This is a genomic window from Lysobacter terrae (genome assembly GCF_054782215.1).
Genome location: NZ_BAAGSX010000011.1, coordinates 69,771 through 86,986 on the forward strand (window position 1 = coordinate 69,771; position 17,216 = coordinate 86,986).

General features: G+C 66.4%; 13 protein-coding genes. 3 read left to right on the plus strand and 10 right to left on the minus strand.

The genetic code is table 11. From position 1 onward, the window contains the following. Window positions 1-230: 230 nt before the first annotated feature. From rodA to ACYVJ8_RS16880, 5 genes are all read right to left on the minus strand, one after another. On the minus strand, window positions 231-1,343 hold the full coding sequence (gene rodA, locus ACYVJ8_RS16860; RefSeq protein WP_460714568.1) for a rod shape-determining protein RodA: 1,113 nt from the start codon (window positions 1,341-1,343) through the stop codon (window positions 231-233). After that, window positions 1,340-3,484 carry a penicillin-binding protein 2 gene (gene mrdA / locus ACYVJ8_RS16865; RefSeq protein WP_460714570.1) on the minus strand — a complete coding sequence of 715 codons (2,145 nt, stop codon included), beginning with the start codon at window positions 3,482-3,484 and terminating at the stop codon, window positions 1,340-1,342. Before mrdA ends, rodA begins: the two co-directional genes overlap by 4 nt. Next, on the minus strand, window positions 3,481-3,966 hold the full coding sequence (mreD, locus tag ACYVJ8_RS16870; RefSeq protein WP_460714603.1) for a rod shape-determining protein MreD: 486 nt from the start codon (window positions 3,964-3,966) through the stop codon (window positions 3,481-3,483). The genes mrdA and mreD overlap by 4 nt, the downstream gene beginning before the upstream one ends. Next, window positions 3,963-5,075, minus strand: coding sequence for a rod shape-determining protein MreC (gene mreC / locus ACYVJ8_RS16875; RefSeq protein ID WP_460714572.1), 1,113 nt, complete (start codon window positions 5,073-5,075; stop codon window positions 3,963-3,965). The genes mreD and mreC overlap by 4 nt, the downstream gene beginning before the upstream one ends. Before the next feature lie 196 nt (window positions 5,076-5,271). Further along, on the minus strand, window positions 5,272-6,324 hold the full coding sequence (locus ACYVJ8_RS16880) for a rod shape-determining protein (protein WP_460714574.1): 1,053 nt from the start codon (window positions 6,322-6,324) through the stop codon (window positions 5,272-5,274). Between the two features lie 260 nt (window positions 6,325-6,584). Here ACYVJ8_RS16880 and ACYVJ8_RS16885 point away from each other — a divergent pair, with 260 nt between their 5' ends. Both ACYVJ8_RS16885 and ACYVJ8_RS16890 read left to right on the plus strand, forming a co-directional pair. Continuing rightward, window positions 6,585-7,517 carry a carbohydrate kinase family protein gene (locus ACYVJ8_RS16885; RefSeq protein ID WP_460714576.1) on the plus strand — a complete coding sequence of 311 codons (933 nt, stop codon included), beginning with the start codon at window positions 6,585-6,587 and terminating at the stop codon, window positions 7,515-7,517. A gap of 666 nt (window positions 7,518-8,183) precedes the next feature. Further along, the gene (locus ACYVJ8_RS16890; RefSeq protein WP_460714579.1) at window positions 8,184-9,551 is read left to right on the plus strand and encodes an MATE family efflux transporter; all 1,368 of its coding nucleotides are present in this window, start codon (window positions 8,184-8,186) and stop codon (window positions 9,549-9,551) included. A 31-nt stretch (window positions 9,552-9,582) separates the two neighbouring features. Here ACYVJ8_RS16890 and ACYVJ8_RS16895 read toward each other — a convergent pair whose 3' ends face one another. The 5 genes from ACYVJ8_RS16895 to ACYVJ8_RS16915 form a co-directional block, all read right to left on the minus strand. Beyond that, window positions 9,583-10,317, minus strand: a complete 735-nt coding sequence (locus tag ACYVJ8_RS16895; RefSeq protein ID WP_460714581.1) for a glycoside hydrolase family 16 protein — start codon at window positions 10,315-10,317, stop codon at window positions 9,583-9,585. Window positions 10,318-10,475: 158 nt separating this feature from the next. Beyond that, window positions 10,476-10,943, minus strand: coding sequence for an aminoacyl-tRNA deacylase (locus tag ACYVJ8_RS16900; RefSeq protein ID WP_460714583.1), 468 nt, complete (start codon window positions 10,941-10,943; stop codon window positions 10,476-10,478). A gap of 193 nt (window positions 10,944-11,136) precedes the next feature. Beyond that, on the minus strand, window positions 11,137-11,871 hold the full coding sequence (locus ACYVJ8_RS16905; protein ID WP_460714585.1) for a hypothetical protein: 735 nt from the start codon (window positions 11,869-11,871) through the stop codon (window positions 11,137-11,139). Then, window positions 11,868-12,866, minus strand: coding sequence for an alpha/beta fold hydrolase (locus tag ACYVJ8_RS16910; protein ID WP_460714587.1), 999 nt, complete (start codon window positions 12,864-12,866; stop codon window positions 11,868-11,870). The genes ACYVJ8_RS16905 and ACYVJ8_RS16910 overlap by 4 nt, the downstream gene beginning before the upstream one ends. A gap of 3 nt (window positions 12,867-12,869) precedes the next feature. Beyond that, window positions 12,870-14,816: a M1 family metallopeptidase gene (locus ACYVJ8_RS16915; RefSeq protein WP_460714589.1), complete on the minus strand. Its 1,947-nt coding sequence runs from the start codon at window positions 14,814-14,816 to the stop codon at window positions 12,870-12,872. 121 nt (window positions 14,817-14,937) lie between these two features. Between ACYVJ8_RS16915 and ACYVJ8_RS16920 the strand changes: the two genes are divergently transcribed. Then, entirely contained in the window at window positions 14,938-17,136 is a 2,199-nt protein-coding gene (locus ACYVJ8_RS16920) for a carbohydrate binding family 9 domain-containing protein (RefSeq protein WP_460714591.1), read from the plus strand. The last annotated feature ends 80 nt before the right edge of the window (window positions 17,137-17,216 follow it).

Here is a 17,216-nt window from a genome sequence, read left to right on the forward strand (position 1 = left end):
TGCACGCTCGCGATAAGCGCTGCCCGATGGGATGGGGGTGCGGAGAGCGGACCAGGATGGTCCGCGGCCCCGACTAAAGGCAGGGATGCCGTCCGGAGGGGCGGAGCACCCGCGTCCCATCGGGCAGCGCGTCCTACCGAAGCCGGCCGCTCTTAAACCCACGGAGATAAAGCCAAAGTCGCTGGATCCCCGCCTTCGCGGGGATGACGAGCAGATGACGAGCAAAGGCGTCAGCGCGCGTGCACCGGTCGGTGCGCGTGCACCGCCATCACTACGCCGAGGCCGGCCAGCAGCGATACCGCCGAGGTTCCGCCATAGCTGAGCAACGGCATCGGCACGCCTACGACCGGCAACAGGCCCGCGATCATGCCGCCGTTGACGATCACGTACACGCAGAAGGCCAGGCCCAATGCGCCCGCGACCAGACGCGAGTAGCCGTCGCGGGCGCCGGAGGCGATCCACAGGCAGCGTCCGATCACGAACAGGTACAGCGTCAGCACCAACAACACGCCGAGCCAACCGAACTCCTCGCTCAACACCGCGAAGATGAAGTCGGTGGTGTGCTCCGGAATGTAGTTGAGGTGCGACTGCGACCCCTCGCCCCAACCCTTGCCCGTGAAGCCACCGGCGCCGATCGCGATCTTCGACTGGATGATGTTCCAGCCGGTGCCCAGTGGATCGGATTCGGGATTGAGGAAGGTGAGGATGCGGTCCTTCTGGTACGGCCGCAGCAGCCAGAACCACGCCGCCGGCGCGATCGCCGCGATCGCGCTGAACGCGGCGCCGAACCACCACCACGGCAGGCCAGCGAGATACAGCACGAAGGCGCCGCTGATGCCGACCAGCATCGCGGTGCCGAAGTCCGGCTGCAGCAGGATCAGTCCGGTCGGCACGCCGATGATGACCGCCGCCATCAGCACGACGCCAAAGCGCGGCGGCAAAGGCCGGCGATTGAGATACCAGGCCACCATCATCGGCAGGCTCAGCTTGAGCACTTCGGCCGGCTGGAAATAGAAGACGCCCAGGTTGATCCACAGATTGCCGTGCTTGCCCTGCCCGATCGCCAACACGATCAGCAGCGGAATGATCGACAGCCCGTACACCCACGGCGTCCAGTTGCGCAGCTGCGTCGGCGGCAGGCGCGATAGCGCCCACATCACGCCCAGGCCCATGGCGAAACGCGAACCCTGCGCGATCACCAAGCGCATCGACTGATCGCCGGCGCTGTAGAGCACGGCCAGGCCGATCGCCATCAGCGCCAACAAAGCTCCCAGCAACGGCAGGTCCACCGTGCGCAGGAAGCGCATCAGCAGTTCGAACAGCCAGCGCAGCAGGAACTTCATCGCGTCGGCTCCGTTTGTTGCGGTGCCGGCGGCGTCGGCGGGACGTCTTGCTCGGGAGCGGCCTCTGGCGGGGGCGTCGGCTCGCTGGGCGCAGGTCCACTCTGCTTCGGAGCGGTTTGCTTCAAGGCGGGTTGTGCCGGACGGATTTGCGGCGCCGCGCTCGGCTGGCCAGGCGCAGGAGTCGTCGCGCTATTCGCCGCACCCGCCGGCTGCAGCGGTTGCACCGGCGGCGGCGGCGCGCGGCCGGCCATCAGCACACCGCCCTGCGGCGAACGCGTCACGCCTTCGACCGGTTCCGGCATCTTGCCGAGCAGCCAGGCATCGAACAGCTTGCGCGCGATCGGCGCCGCAGCGGTGCCGCCGAAACCACCGTGTTCGACCGAAATGGCGACGGCGATCGTCGGGTTGTCCGCGGGCGCGTAGCCCACGAACAGCGCCTGGTGGCGCAGGTTGTACGGCAGCGAATGCGGATCGAAGCTCTGGTTGCCCTTGCGGCTGATCTTCTGCGCGGTGCCGGTCTTGCCCGCCATCATGTAAGGCGCGCCGTGGGCCATCGCCGCACCGGTGCCGCCGCCGTGGATGGTCGCGATCATGCCTTCCTGCACCGCGCGCAGGTTGCTCATGTTCTCGGTGATGCGCACGGGCGTGCCTTGCGGCAACGGCGTCCACGGCCGGTCGTAGCCATCGCGCCGGTCGTCGACCAGATGCAGCCGGTTGAGCGAACCGCCATTGGCGATCGCACCGGTGCCGCGCACCAGCTGCAGCACGGTCGCGACCCAATAGCCCTGACCGATGCCGGCGTTCACCGTCTCACCGGGATACCAGCCTTCCTTCGAACGCTTGCGCTTCCACTCCGGCGAAGGCACCACGCCGATGTTCTCGCCGGCCAGGTCGATGCCCGTCTTCGCGCCGAAGCCGTACTTGTACATGTACTCGTCGAAGCGCTGGATGCCCATCTCGTAGGCGAGCTTGTAGTAGTAGAAGTTCACCGACTGCGCGATCGACTTGCGCAGGTCGGTCCAGCCCGCCGCGCCGTGCGCGTCGCGCCAGCCGCGGCGCTGCCCCGGAATGTAGAACGTACCGGTGGAGAACACCTTGTACTCGGGCGTGCGCAGCCCGCTGTCGAGGCCGGCCAGCGCGATCAGCGGCTTCACCGTCGAACCCGGCGGACCGCCGCCCAGCACGTTGCGGTTGAACAGCGGCCGCGACGGGTCGTCCATCAGCGCGCGGTAGTCGTTGTGCGTGATGCCGTTGACGAAGAGGTTGGTGTCGTACGCCGGCAGGCTCACCATCGCCAGGATCTCGCCGGTGCGCGGATCGATCGCCACCGCCGAACCGTCCATGTCGCCGAACGCCGTCACCATCGCCTGTTGCAGGTCGAGGTCGATGCTCAGGCGCAGATCCGCACCGGGCTGCGCCGGCACGCGTCCGGCCGAGTACATGGGACGGCCGTCAACGTTCGTCACGATCTTCTCGTAACCGACTTTGCCGCGCAGATCCTGCTCGTAATAGCGCTCCAGGCCGGTCTTGCCGACGTGGCTCAGCGCCGCGTCGCTCTCGCTCATCGTCTTCAGATCGTTGGCGTCGACGCGACCGACGTAGCCGATCACGTGCGAAAGCAATTCGGCATAGAGATAGCGGCGATTGAGATAGGACTGCAGCTCGATACCGGGAAAACGCCAGCGGTCGACGGCGAAGCGCGCGGCTTCCTCCTCGGTGAGACGCAGCTTCAGCGTCACCGGCTTGTAGCCGCGCGCGACGTGGCGGTTGGCCTCGTAGCTGGCGATGTCCTCGGGCGAGAGCGACACGATCTTCGCCAGCTCCGGCAGCCACTTCTTGCTGTCGCCGGCGTCCTTCGGCGTCACGTCGAGGCGGAACGCCGGCACGTTGTCGGCGAGAATGCGCCCCTTGCGGTCGTAGATCAGGCCGCGCGCCGGCACCACCGGACGCAGCTTGATGCGGTTCTCTTCCGAGCGGGTGACGTATTCGCTGTGCTGCCAGACCTGCAGGCGGAAGTACCACAGCGCCAGGCTGCTCAGGGCGAGCAACACCCCGGCGAAAGCGAGGAAGGCGCGGCGGCGGAACTGGTCGGCCTCCAGCGCGGCATTCTTCAGCACACGGCGGCGCGGGCGGAAACTCATCGCCTCCGCCAGCCGCCCATGCGCAGCCCGTCGAGCAGCATGAACACCGGAATCCACAGCAGCATGCCCACCAGCGGCGAGAGCCACGAGGTCGACATCGGCGTCGGCTCACCGACGGCCAGGTGCACGGCCGTCGTCACGATGCGGTCGTTGAGCAGCAGCGCACCGATCGCCAGCGCCTGCTGCGACATCGGGAAGAAGCGCAGGCGCGCGCGGAAGCGCTGCAGGATGAAGGTGATGACCACCAGCCGCAGCGCCTGTTCGCCGAACAGGCTGCCGATCACCAGATCGGCCGCCAGCCCGACCAGGAAGGCGAAGCCCAGGCCCACGCGATCCGGATCCTCGATCACCCAATAAGCCATCGCCAGCGCCAGCCAGTAAGGACGCAGCGTCTGCAGCACCGGCGGCATCGGCAGCAAGGCCAGCAGCAATGCGACGAGCAGGCTGACGGGCAGAATCCAAGGCGAACGCGAGCGCATCAGCGTTGCTCCTGCTCGGGCGGCGTGGCCGGTACGCGCGGCGGATTGGCGGGCGTAGCCTCGTCTTGCTTGGGTTCGGGTTTGCGCTCGTCCGTCCGGGTGCCGGTCAGCGGTGCGGCACGCGAAGGCGACGGCTTGGGTGCCGTGCTCTTAGGCGGCGTCGTACCCGATTTCGCGCCGGCAGCCGTCGCCGCTTTCTTCGCGTCGGTGGTTGCCGCGGCCGTTTCTGTCGTCGACGGAACCGTCTGCGGCAGACCGCCGATCACGGGCCGCACCGGCAAGGTACGCAGCAACAAAACGTCGCGGCCGCGATCGAGCTGCGCGGCCGGCTTCACGTCGCCGACCAGGAAGGCGCGGCTTTCGTCCGGGCGCAGGGCGGTGACCGTGCCGACCGGGAACCCGGCGGCGAAGCGGCCGCCCAGGCCCGACGTGACCAGCATGTCGCCGACCTTCACGTCGCTGGACAGCGGCACGCTCGCCAGCGCAAGCCGGTCGGCGCGACCGGTGCCATAGGCGACCAGGCGCACCCCGTTGCGCGCGACGGCGACGGGAAGGGCGTGATCCGGATCGGTCAGCAGCAGCACGGTCGACTGCAGTTGCGCGACTTCGATGATCTGCCCGACCACACCACCTGCATCGATGACGGTCTGTCCGACCTGCACGCCGTCGCCGCTGCCCGCGCGCAGCACCAGGCGCTGGCGCGTGGGATCCAGGTCGATGTCGAGCACCGGCGCCAGCTGCACGTCGAGGCTGCCCTGCTCGGACGCGCCGAGCAGGCCGCGCAGGCGCGCGTTGTCGGCATTCACCGTGGCCAGGCGCGCCATGCGGGCACGGGTGACGAGCAACTCGTTGCGCAGGCGGCGGTTCTCGGTGGTGAGCTGGCTGAGCGTGCCGGCGTCGTTGGAGACGGCGTGGACCACGCGCCCCGGCAGGCCGGCGACTGCACGCACCGGCTGGATCATCACCTGCGCCTGTTGGCGTGCGCGCGCGAGCCAGCCGCCGCGGTGGTCGAGCACGATCAGGACGACGGCCAGGGCGAGATACGCCAGCAGCCGCAGGGTCTCGGCGATGTCTCCAGAGCGGTTTGCGGAAGGACCGGCGTAGGGAGGCACGTCAGGGGCCGAAGGAAAAAGCGCAAATAGGGAAAGGGAAATGGGGAACGAGGGTTCCCGCACGTCGCGCCGGACTGCACCGGCGCGCCGGAAAAAACGGACTATCCGCCAAGTCGGCCGAAGCTGCTGGAAGCGGCATCACAGGACGCATCGAGAGACGTTCGCTCCCCCTTCCTGTGTCCGCTCCCCGCTACCTTCAGGTGTACTCCGGCGCGAAGAACTCGTTGCCGTGCATGTCGACCAGTTCCAGCGCACGACCGCCGCCGCGCGCCACGCAGGTCAGCGGATCGTCCGCGACCTGCACGTGCAGGCCGGTCTCTTCGCTGATCAGGCGGTCCAGATCGCGCAGCAGCGCGCCGCCGCCGGTGAGCACGATGCCGCGCTCGGCCACGTCGGCACACAGTTCCGGCGGGGTCTGTTCCAGCGCCAGCTTGATCGCGGCGACGATGCCAGCGAGCGGTTCGCGCAGGGCCTCGTACACCTCGTTCGAGTTGATCTTCACCATCTTCGGCACGCCTTCGGCGAGGTTGCGGCCGGAGACCTCCATCGAGCGCGGGTCCTTCTGCGGCACGGCGCAGCCGATCTCGAGCTTGATGCGCTCGGCGGTGGTTTCGCCGATCAGGGTGCCGTAGGTGCGGCGGACGTAGCTGATGATGGCTTCGTCGAAGCGGTCGCCGCCGATGCGCACCGACTGCGAGTAGACGATGCCGTTCAGGGCGATGACCGCGACTTCGGTGGTGCCGCCGCCGATGTCCACGACCATCGAGCCGCGGGCCTCGGTCACCGGCATGCCGGCGCCGATGGCGGCGGCCATGGGTTCTTCGATCAGGTAGACCTCGCGGGCGCCGGCCTCTTCGGCCGACTCCTTGATCGCGCGGCGCTCGACCTGGGTCGAGCCGCAGGGCACGCAGACCAGCACGCGCGGGCTGGGGCGCAGGAAGCGCGACTTGTGCACCTTGCGGATGAAGTACTTGAGCATTTCCTCGGTGTAGGTGAAGTCGGCGATGACGCCATCCTTCATCGGCCGGATCGTGTTGATGTGGCCGGGGGTACGGCCGAGCATCTGCTTGGCCTCGGACCCGACCGCCGCGACCGAGCGGTTGCCGCCGACCAGGCGGTCCTGGCGCACTGCGACCACGGAAGGCTCGTTCAGGACGATCCCCTGCCCGCGGACATAGATGAGGGTATTGGCCGTGCCCAGGTCGATGGACAGGTCATTGGAGAACATCCCGCGGAACTTCTTGAACATCAGGAAATCAGCCGTTTTGCCGAATGGGGGAAGGGGCACAGAGAGCCCGGTAGACTACGCCCAGGCCCTTGTCCAGACAAGGAAATATTGCCCAAAAAGCACTTAGGCGCTGGCCGGTCGCGGGTCCAGCGGCTACCCTACGCGCCGCGCGGCTCCCAGCCGCCTCCGGGCAGGCCCCAGGCACGCCCGCTTCGGTTCCCAGTTCACATTCCAAATTTCGGCCCCGGCCCCGGGGCTCACGACTCAGGACGACTTCCCCGATGGCAGCCTTGATCTGCGGCTCGCTGGCCTACGACACCATCATGGTGTTCCCGGACCAGTTCAAGAACCACATCCTTCCGGACAAGGTGCACATCCTCAACGTGTCGTTCCTGGTCCCGCGCATGCGCCGCGAGTTCGGCGGCTGCGCGGGCAACATCGCCTACAACCTCAAGCTGCTGGGCGGCGAACCGATCCCGATGGCGACGGTCGGCCAGGACTTCGGCCCGTACCGCGAGCACTTCGAGCAGATGGGCGTGCGCATGGACCGCATCAAGGTGATCGACGAGTTGTTCACGCCGCAGGCCTTCATCACCACCGATCACGACAACAACCAGATCACCGCCTTCCATCCGGGCGCGATGATGCGGTCGTACGAGAACCATGTGACGGACGTGCCGGGTGTCACCTTCGGCATCGTCAGCCCCGACGGCCGCGAAGGCATGCTGCAGAACGCGAAGGAATTCGCCGAGACCGGCATTCCCTTCATCTTCGACCCGGGCCAGGCGATGCCGCTGTTCAACGGCGCCGAGCTGCGCGACTTCATCGAGCTGGCGGACTATGTCACCGTCAACGACTACGAGTCCAACCTGTTGCAGGAACGCACCGGTTGGAGCGAGAAGGACATCGTCTCGCGAGTGAAGGCCTACATATGCACGCGCGGCCCCAAGGGCGCGGAGATCCACACGGTGGAGCAGAAGTTCGACGTGCCGCCGGCGCACGAGCGCCGCGTCACCGACCCGACCGGCTGTGGCGACGCCTTCCGCGCGGGTCTCATCTTCGGCATCGAGAAGGGCTACGACTGGATGACCATCGGCCGCATCGGCAACCTGATGGGCGCGCTGAAGGTGGAGCATCCGGGCACGCAGAATCAGCGCTTCGATTACGAAGAATTCGCGGAGCAGTTCAAGCAGCAGTTCGGGTACGCGCTTTGAGCTTGCCTCTTGTTTGACTTGCGAAGAAGGCCGCCGAAAGGCGGCCTCTCTTTTTGTCTTTCGCTGTTGCTCGTCATCCCCGCTTAGGCGTGGATCCAGCGACTTTGCATTTGTTTCTGCAGGTTGAAGAGCGGTCGGCTTCGGTAGGACGCGCTACCCGACGGGACGGGGGTGCTCCGCCCCTCCGGACGGCATCCCTGCCTTTAGTCGGGGCCGCGGACCATCCTGGTCCGCTCTCCGCACCCCCATCCCGCCGGGCAGCGCTCACCGCAAACGTGCAGACCGCCGCTTCGGTCGCGCGCTCTACTTGCTCCTTCTTCTCCCCGCGTGCGGGGAGAAGATGCCCGAAGGGCAGATGAGGGGGGCGAGCGCAGCGAGTTGCTTTCGCTCTTTTGCCAACGCGCCCGAGATGTATGGAGGGCAGGCGGTGCCGGTGGGTAGGCGCGACTGTCAGCGGCATGGATGCCGCTGACCAAGCCTCCATGGATGGATTCACGGCGTGTCGCGACTGCCCACCGGCACCGCCTGCCCTGCTGATAGCAACGACGAGCCGCTCGCAAAGAAAAACAAAAGTCAAAATGGACACCAGCTTGCGCTGAGATGACGGGCAAGGTCCTTCAGTGCGATCCTGATAGGCGAAGCGCGCGCGAGGCTCCTATGCACGACATGACCCAAGGCTCCATCCCCAAGCACCTGATGCGGATGGCCATACCGATCGCGATCGGCATGCTGTTCCAGACTCTCTACGTGCTGATCGACCTGTACTTCGTCGCCCACCTCGGCGACGCCGCCATCGCCGGCGTCAGCACCGCCGGCAACCTGCAGTTCATCGTCATGGGCCTGACCCAGGTGCTCGGCGTCGGCACCATGGCGCTGATCGCGCAGGCCGTCGGCCGCAAGGATCAGGCCGATGCCAACCTGGTGTTCAATCAAAGCCTCCTGCTGTCGGCCGTCTGCGGCGTCGTGGTGCTGCTCGGCGGCTATGCGTTCGCCGCGGCATTCATGCGCAAACTCGGCGCCGATGCCGCGACCACGGCCGCGGGCATCACCTACCTCTACTGGTTCCTGCCCGCGCTGGGATTGCAGTTCGCATTGATCTCGATGGGCTCCGCGCTGCGCGGCACCGGTATCGCCAAGCCGAGCATGCTGGTGCAGGTGGTGACGGTCGTGCTCAACGCGATTCTCGCGCCGGTGCTGATCGCCGGTTGGGGCACGGGCCGGCCGATGGGCGTGGCCGGTGCCGCTTTGGCCTCCTCGCTGGCGATCGGCGTCGGCGTGATTTTGATGACGCTGTACTTCCTGCGCCTGGAGCACTACGTCGGTTTCGATCGCAGCCAGTGGCGCGTTCGCCTCGACGTGTGGCGGCGCATCCTGCGGATCGGCTTGCCGCCCGGCGGCGAATTCGTCCTGGTGTTCCTCTACCTGGGCGTCATCTACTGGGTAATCCGCGATTTCGGCGCAGCGGCGCAAGCCGGGTTCGGTATCGGTTCGCGCGTCATGCAGGCGATTTTCCTGCCGGTGATGGCGATCGCGTTCGCCGCTTCGCCGGTGGCCGGACAGAACGTCGGCGCCGGGCATGCCCAGCGGGTGCGGGATACGTTCAAGTACGCCGCGCTGTACGGCGGTGCGATCATGCTGACGCTCACGCTGCTATGCCAGTGGCGACCGGAACTGCTGGTACGCGGCTTCACCCAGGACACCGCGGTGATCGCGATAGCAGGCGAATTCCTCGGCTACATCTCCTGGAATTTCCTTGCCTCCGGCTTGGTCTTCACCTGCTCGGGCATGTTCCAGGCATTGGGCAATACGTGGCCTGCGCTGGCCAGCACCGCGACGCGGCTGCTGACCTTCGCGCTGCCCGCACTGTGGCTGTCGACGCGGCCCGGCTTCCAACTGCGACAGATTTGGATGCTGTCGATCGCCACGGTCGCGTTCCAGGCGATCGTCAGCCTGCTGTTGCTGCGGCGCGAGTTCCGCCGGCGGCTGGCGACGCCGGCCGCGCCGGTAACGGCGACGCCGCAGCCAGCGGACTGACTACGCTCCGGACGCGCCGCCCCGTGCGGCGCTACGGCGTGTATGTGAACCGGCTGATGATCACCTCGACCGGCTTCTTGTTCGACGGCACCGCGATCAACCACAGATTTATGTGCACCGGCATCGCCGAATGCGCGATGCGCTTGGCGTAGTCGGCAGGGGCGAACGTCCAGTCCGCGATCGGGAAGCGGTTGTCGTCGTAGTGCCCGTGCGTCGATTGGAAGCGAATGAACGTGGGCTGCCAGATGAAGCGATGCGTGCTCCAGTCGCCGCTGAGCGCGAGCGGAAACGTATTGCCCCATGGCCCCAGGGAAGACTGCACCGGCCACGCGGTGTAGTTGAGCATGTCGGCGCGTGCATCGCCCCACTTGGCGAATTCGATGTCGATCTCGTTGGTGCCGTCGGCTCCGACGTCGGCCGTCGGATAGTTGAACAGCCCCAGCACCACATTGCGATCCAGCAGATCGACGCGGCTCTTGAGCTGGAACTGATACGTGCCGTAAGCCATCCGCGTGTCGCTGACGATCTCCGCCGCGCACCATTTGCCCTTCGAATAGGTGATCCGCAAATGCAGGTCGCCGATCGCATCGACGTAGGCGTTGTTCTCGCACCAGTTGTTGTTGCGCGGGCCGCCCTGCCCGTTCGGACGTACCGTCCAGGTCATGCCGGAAAACAGCAGCGTCTTGGCTTCGCATACCGATGCGGTGGCCAGTCCCGCGGCGCCGATCAGCGCGGGTGCAATCCAGTCTCTGAGTACACGGTCCATCGTTTGCTCCTTAGTTCTGTGCAGCTATTTCCCTCGGGTCGAAAGGCACAAAAAAACTGCGCGCGCTGCGCATCCCAGCCACCGGATCGGCGGCAAGCTTCATCACCTCGGACGATACGCCGACGGGAGAGCGCGAGCGGCTCCCCCGCAGCGTCCGCTCACATCACATGCGCGAGCCAGAGCAGTTCCGGTTGCGCCAGCTTCTCGAATTCCTCGTATGGCATCCGCACCGCATCAGTGTGGGAGCCGGCGTTGAAGGCGATCTCCGGCTGCTGCGCCAGGCGCGAATCGACATACACCGGCATGCCGTAGAGATGGCCGAACGGCGGCATCGCGCCGACCTCGCAATCGGCGAAGGCGTCCTTGAATTCGGTTTCGCTGGCGAGTTCGACCATGTCGCCGCCGAGCGCGCGCGACAAACGCGTGAGATCGACGCGATAGGCCGCCGGCATCACCATCATCGCCAGCTTGCCGTCGACCTTGAGCATCACCGTCTTGGCGAACTGCTGTTGCAGGACGTGGGAAGCGGCGGCGGTCTCGTGCGCTGTGACGGTGCGGTCGTGGACGAGGGTCTGGTAGGGCGAATGGTGCTCGTCGAGCAGGTTGTGCAGGCGTGGGGACAACATGACTCCCTCCGCGAGGCATCCGCCTATTGTCCAATACGGCGGCGCCGCTGGTGGACGCGGCGCGCGCATCCTGCGGCGCCGGCCGGGCACCGCTGGCCTGCAGGCTTCGGGCGCCGTCGCGGTTGAGCTTACTCCGCTCGCAGCCGCGCGGCGTGAAACGCTCGTTGGAGCGCTCGTTGGAGCCGTCGCCGAATCACCACTTGGGCAACTTGCCCTTGTCCAACCCACCGACTTCGAACACCGCGGTGCGCTTGCCGCCCATCTTGACCGGGAATTCGATGGTCATCGTCTTCGCGCCGCTGCCGGCCATGCGCCACAGCACGCGCTCGTCCTCGATGAACATCGCGATCGCCTCGTCGGTCTTGGGACGCGACGCCGCCATCGGTTTCGGCGCCTTGTCATCGAGCGTCACCTGCACCTTGCAACCGCCGTAGCAGTCGAAATCGCCGTTCGCCAGGACCAGGTAGCTGCTGCGTCCCCACGATGGGTGATCGCGGAAGATCAGGCGCACCGGCTGCGCAGTGCCCACGCCGGTGTCTACCGGCTTCTTCGAATAGATCGCGGCGGAAAGCTGGTGGCCGCCCTTGACCTCGACGCTCTGGTATTCCCACAGCGCGACCATGCGCTGCTGCTCGCGCGCTTGCTCGGCCTTGGCCTTGGCTTCCTCGTATTGCGCTCGGATGCGCGCGGTGACCGGGCTGTCGGGGTACATGACTACCAGTTCTTCGCCATGCGCGCGGGCCAGCACCCAGTTGTGCTGCGCGTACTGGGTGTCGAACTGCTTGCCCAGCTCCTGCGCCTTCTGTTCCTTGGCGGCGGCCTGCGCGGTGGCGGCGGCTTGCGCGGCGGCCTTCTGCTGTTCGGCGGAGTCGCAGGCGGCGAGGGTCAGGGCGGAGGCGAGGATCAGGGCGAGTCGGTTCGGTTTCATCGCTTCGATGCTTTGGAGGTAAGGGGTGTCTGGATCAACGCCTCTACCGCGGTCGCGACCGCATCGGGACGTTCCATGAGAGACATGTGGCCGCAGCCGTCGAGCATCACCTGCTCCGCCTGCGGGATGCGCGCAGCGTACAGCCCAAGCGCGCTGGGATCGATCACGGCGTCCTGCCGGCACCACAGCAACAAGGCCGGCTGATGGATCTGCGCGGCTTCCTCCCCCGGCAGGAAGCGCTCGAGGCCGCGACCGATGTGGTCGAGCACGGACTGCTCGAAACCCGCATCGCCGCGGCGGCGCTCGATCAGGCCGACGGACGCGGGCCAGGGAACGGCGGGCTTGACCCGCGCGTCGTAGTAGACCGTGTCGAGGTAGCGTTGCAGCGATGCAGCGTCGGTGACGGCGAACGGATTTTCTCCCGCCAGCACTTCGCGGCCGAAGCGGTTGTCCTGGAAGCGGACGCCCGCGGCATCCAATAGCGCAACGCGCGCGATGTCCTCGGGATGACGCGCCGCGGTGAGCGCAGCGATGCCGCCGCCCATCGAATGCCCGAGCAGGACTACCGGCCCCTTTGGGGACAACGCGCGCACGAACGCATCCACGCGTTCGCTCTGCGCGATGAAGCCGTAATCCTCGCCCGGCCTGCGCTGGCTTTCGCCCCAGCCGGGCAGATCGGGAATCAGCAGCCGGTAGCGGCCGCGCAGACGCTCGGCCAGCGGATACCAATTTTCCTTCATGCCGGTGAAGCCGTGGATCATCACGACGACCGGCGCATCGGCGGGCGCATCGTCGCTGTAGGCGTAGACCCAGCGGTGGCCGGCGACGTCGATCTGGCCGCGCGACAGCCCCGCGTCGAGTCGTTGGCGAATGAATTCCGCGCGCACCAGCCGGTACGGATCGAGCGCGATCGCGACCGCCATGATCGCGATCAGTGACGCAAGCAATACGGCCGCCACCAGGGCGGCCGTACGTGCTGGACGACGCAGGCGCATCGCTTAGTGCTTGCCGGCCTTGGCCTCGGCAATGGTCGCTTCCACCGAGCCCGTGGTGATCGGGTGATAGCCCGGCTTCGCCTTGGCCAGCACCTCTTCGGCAAGCTTCAGCCCTTCCGGCGTTTTCACCAGCTCCTTGTAGGTCGGCATGATCAGCTTGCGGCGGCCGACGCGCTGCAGGAACTTCGCGATCTCGGCATTCGCCTGGGTGTAGCCGCTACGCACCGCCAGCGGGTACCAGCGCTGCGCGATCTCGCCATTGGGCGTGCCGGTGAAGTGGAACGCGGCATCCAGAGCAGCCAGCTGTTCGGGCTTGAGCGTTTCCGGCATGCCTTCGATGAAGTGCACCCATTCCTGCGTCGTCCACTGTTTGGTGGCGTCCGCGGCAGGCAGCGCGCCGCTGTCGAGGAAGGCCTTGCGCGCCGCATCCACCGCGTCGAAGCGCGCCGAGGTGACCTGCGGCGCCGTGGCCGGGATACCCGGCTGGTGCAGCCACTCATCGAACTCGGCCTGCGTCACCTTGCCCGGATACTTGTCGAGCAGGTTGGCCTTGGCGTAGTCGGCGAACTGCTGCGAGGAGATCGACTGGAACGCGAAGTGGTCGAAGTAGCCGCGCAGGAACGCGTCGAAGTCGGCACGGCCAAAACGCTGCTCGAGGAACGACATGAACCACGCGCCCTTGGTGTAGACGGTCGACGTCAGGTTGTCGTCCGGATCCTTGAGTTCGCCTGGCTTGCCGGCGAGCACCTGCAGCGGCTTGTTCTCCTCGGTGAACTCCTGCTTCAGCTCATTGATGGCGATCACGCGCTCCATGTCGGCGCGGTCCTTGCCGTACAGCTCTTCGTCGATGCGGCCTTCGACGTAGGAGGTGACGCCTTCGTTGAGCCACGCATCCTTGGCGGTGGAGAAGGTGACCAGGTTGCCCGACCAGCTGTGCGCCAGTTCGTGCGCGATCAGCGAGACCAGCGACTTGTCGCCGACGATCGCGGTCGGCGTCAGGAAGGTCATGCGCGGATTCTCCATGCCGCCGTACGGGAACGACGGCGGCAGCAGCAGCATGTCGTAGCGTTCCCAGCGGTACGGGCCGTACAGCTTCTCCGCGGTCTGGATCATCTTCTCGGTGTCCGAGAACTCGTTGGCGGCACGGCCGACCGCGGCCGGCTCGGCCCATACGCCGCTGCGCTGGCTGATCGGCTTGAACACCAGGTCGCCGACGCCGATCGCGAGCAGGTACGAAGGGATCGGATTCGACATCTTGAACGTGTAGTCGCCGTCACGCTTGTCGCCGCTGGCGTCGTTGCCGGGCTCCATCGCGGCGCTCATCACCACCATCGTGTCGGAGGGCGCGAGCACGTGCGCGGTGTACGTAAAGCGCACGCTGGGCGTGTCCTGCAGCGGCACCCACGAACGCGCATGGATCTGCTGCGACTGGCTGAACATGAAGGGCGTCTTCTTGCCCTCGGTCATCGCCGCGGTCAGCCACTGCAGGCCGGAGGCGTTGGGCGAGGTGGTGTAGGTGATGCGCACGCGCGGATTGCGCGTGGGCGTTTCGATGGTGAGCTTGCTGCCGAGGATCTTGTCGGCCGGCGCCAGCGTGAACTTCAGGTCGTCCCACTTGCCGTCGCTGCGCTCGCCCACGATCTTGCTGATGTTGAGATCGCGCGAGTCGAGGTTGAGTTGCGTGGCGTTCTTGTCCAGCCAGTCCAGCGTCAGGGTCGCGGCGCCGTCGATGACCTTCTTGTCGAAGTCGACCTTGAGTTCGAGGGCGAGGTCCTTGACCTTGACCTTGTCCGGTTCGGCATAGGAATGCTCGTCGATCATCTGCGCGGCGGCCGTGGGTGCGGTGGCGGTAGCGGCCGGGGCATTGCCGGCCGGGGCGGCGTCGCGCTGGCAGCCGGCGGCAGCGGCCAGCACGGCCGCCAGGGACAAGGTGAGAAGGGTGTGGCGCATCGAACGGGGCCTGCGGTTGTCGGAATTCGCGGAGTGTAGCGCCACGCCAGCAAGCCCTCCCCGGCCACCCCCCGGACTTTCGACAGGGTCGGCAAAATCGCCAGTCCTGGACAATAGCCGGATGCATCCGACCCGATTCCTTGGCGGCCTGCTCGCGCTGGCTGCCCTCCCCGCTTTTGCGTCCGCTCCCCTCAGCATTCCCCGCATCGATGGCGACATCGTGGTCGACGGCAAGCTCGACGACGCGCTGTGGGCGCAGGCGGCGCCCGTGGATATCGCCTACGAGGTCTCGCCCGGCGACAACCTGCCTGCGGCGGTGAAGACCACTGCGCGCATCGCCTATACCGACGACGCGGTGCTGATCGCCTTCCATGCAGAAGACCCGGACCCGACGCGGATCCAGGCGTTCCTGCGCGATCGCGATGCGCTGTACAGCGACGACTTCGCCGGGATCATGCTCGACACCTTCGACGACCAGCGTCGCGCCTACGAGTTCTTCGTCAATCCGCTGGGCGTGCAGGCCGACCTGATCAAGGAGGAGGCCACCGGCAACGAGGACGATTCCTGGGACGGGCTGTGGTCCAGCGCGGCGCAGATCACCGATAGCGGCTACGACGTGGAGATGCGCATTCCGTTCGCGACGCTGCGCTTCGCCGCGACCGACGGCCCGCGCCGCTGGGGCATTACCTTCCTGCGCATCCGTCCGCGCGAATTCCGCTATCAGTACTTCAGCAATCGGGTTCCGCGCGGTTCGCGCTGCCTGACCTGCACCTTCGACAAGGCCGAGGGCTTCGCCGGGGTGAAGCAGGGCCGCAATCTGGAAATCGTTCCGACGCTGACGATGGTCCACGCGGAGCATCGCGACGGGCCGGATGCGCCGTGGACCAGCGAGGGCACGGACATCGAGCCTGGCCTCGACGTGGCCTGGGCGCCCAGCCCCAACCTCACGCTCAACGGCACGCTCAATCCGGATTTCTCGCAGGTCGAGACGGATGAGGCGCAGCTCGATCTCAACACCAGCTTCGCGCTGTTCTTCCCGGAGAAGCGGCCCTTCTTCATGGAGGGTGCGGACTACTTCACCACGCCGCTGCAGGTGCTCTATACGCGCCAGATCGCCGATCCCGATGTCGGTCTGCGTGTCACCGGTCGCAACGGTCAGCAGGCTTATGGTGTGATCGCCGCGCGCGATGCGACCACGCAACTGCTGGTGCCGGGGGTGCTGGGCTCGTCGTTCCGGGATCTGGACCAATCCGTCGATGATTTCGTCGGCCGCTATCGCTACGACGTCGATGCCCACACCAGCATCGGTGGGGTCGCGACCTGGCGCGGCGGCGGCGATTACCGCAATGCGCTGGCCGGCGTCGACGCGCGCTGGCAGAAGGACGAGCACACGTTGCGCGGGCAGTGGTTGCGCAGCGATTCGCATTATCCGGATGGCTTCAACCTGGCCGACACCGCGCCGGCGGGGAATGCGCTGTATCTCAACTACAGCTATGGCAGCCGCAATTGGCGCGGCAATGTGGGGCACTACGACATCGATCCGGGCTTCCGTTCCGACTTGGGTTTCATTACCCAGGTCGGCTACCGCAAGTCGGTGATCGGCGGCGGCCACACCTGGTTCCGTCCGAACGGTTCGGCGATCAGCCGCATCGAGTTCAACGGCGACTGGGACATCACGCATCGTTTCGACGGCCGATTGCTCGAACGCGAGCTGGAGGGTTATCTGAGTGCGCGTGCTTCGCGCCAGGGGTACTACGAACTCGGTGGTCTCACTCGCGTGCGCTTCTGGAACGGGCAGATGTTCGATGAGCGCTGGGGCACGTTGTACGGGGAGATCGTGCCGGTGTCGGGGCTGAAGCTGATGTCGTTCGTGCGCGTGGGCCAGCAGCTCGATCTGTTGGCGTCGCAGACGGGCGATGTCGTGGAATGGGAGCCGTCGCTGCAGTGGGACGTGGGCACTGGCGTCAACATCAATCTCAACTACACGCGGCAGCGTCTGCGCCGCGGCGGTGGGACTGCGTTCGTCGCGCAGGTGCTCGATGGGCGCTTGAGTTGGCAGTTCGATCCGCGCCAGCGTTTGCGGCTTTCGCTGCAGGGCAGCCACATCGAGCGCGATCAGTCGCTGTATACGCGCAGCGTCGATGAGGACTTCCGCGATATCGCTGCGCAGTTGCTGTATTCGTACAAGCTCAATCCGCGTAGTGCTTTGTATGCGGGTTACTCGCAGGGTGGGTACTCGGATGACGAGTTCCAGCAGCTCTTCAGTAGTGATCGCAGTTTGTTTTTGAAGCTTAGTTACGCCTGGCAGCCGGGGGCTTGACCATCGGCGTCCCCTCGCCCCGCTTGCGGGGAGAGGGAAAGCGTCGCGCTAGCGACGCAGGGTGAGGGGGCGTCGCGTCA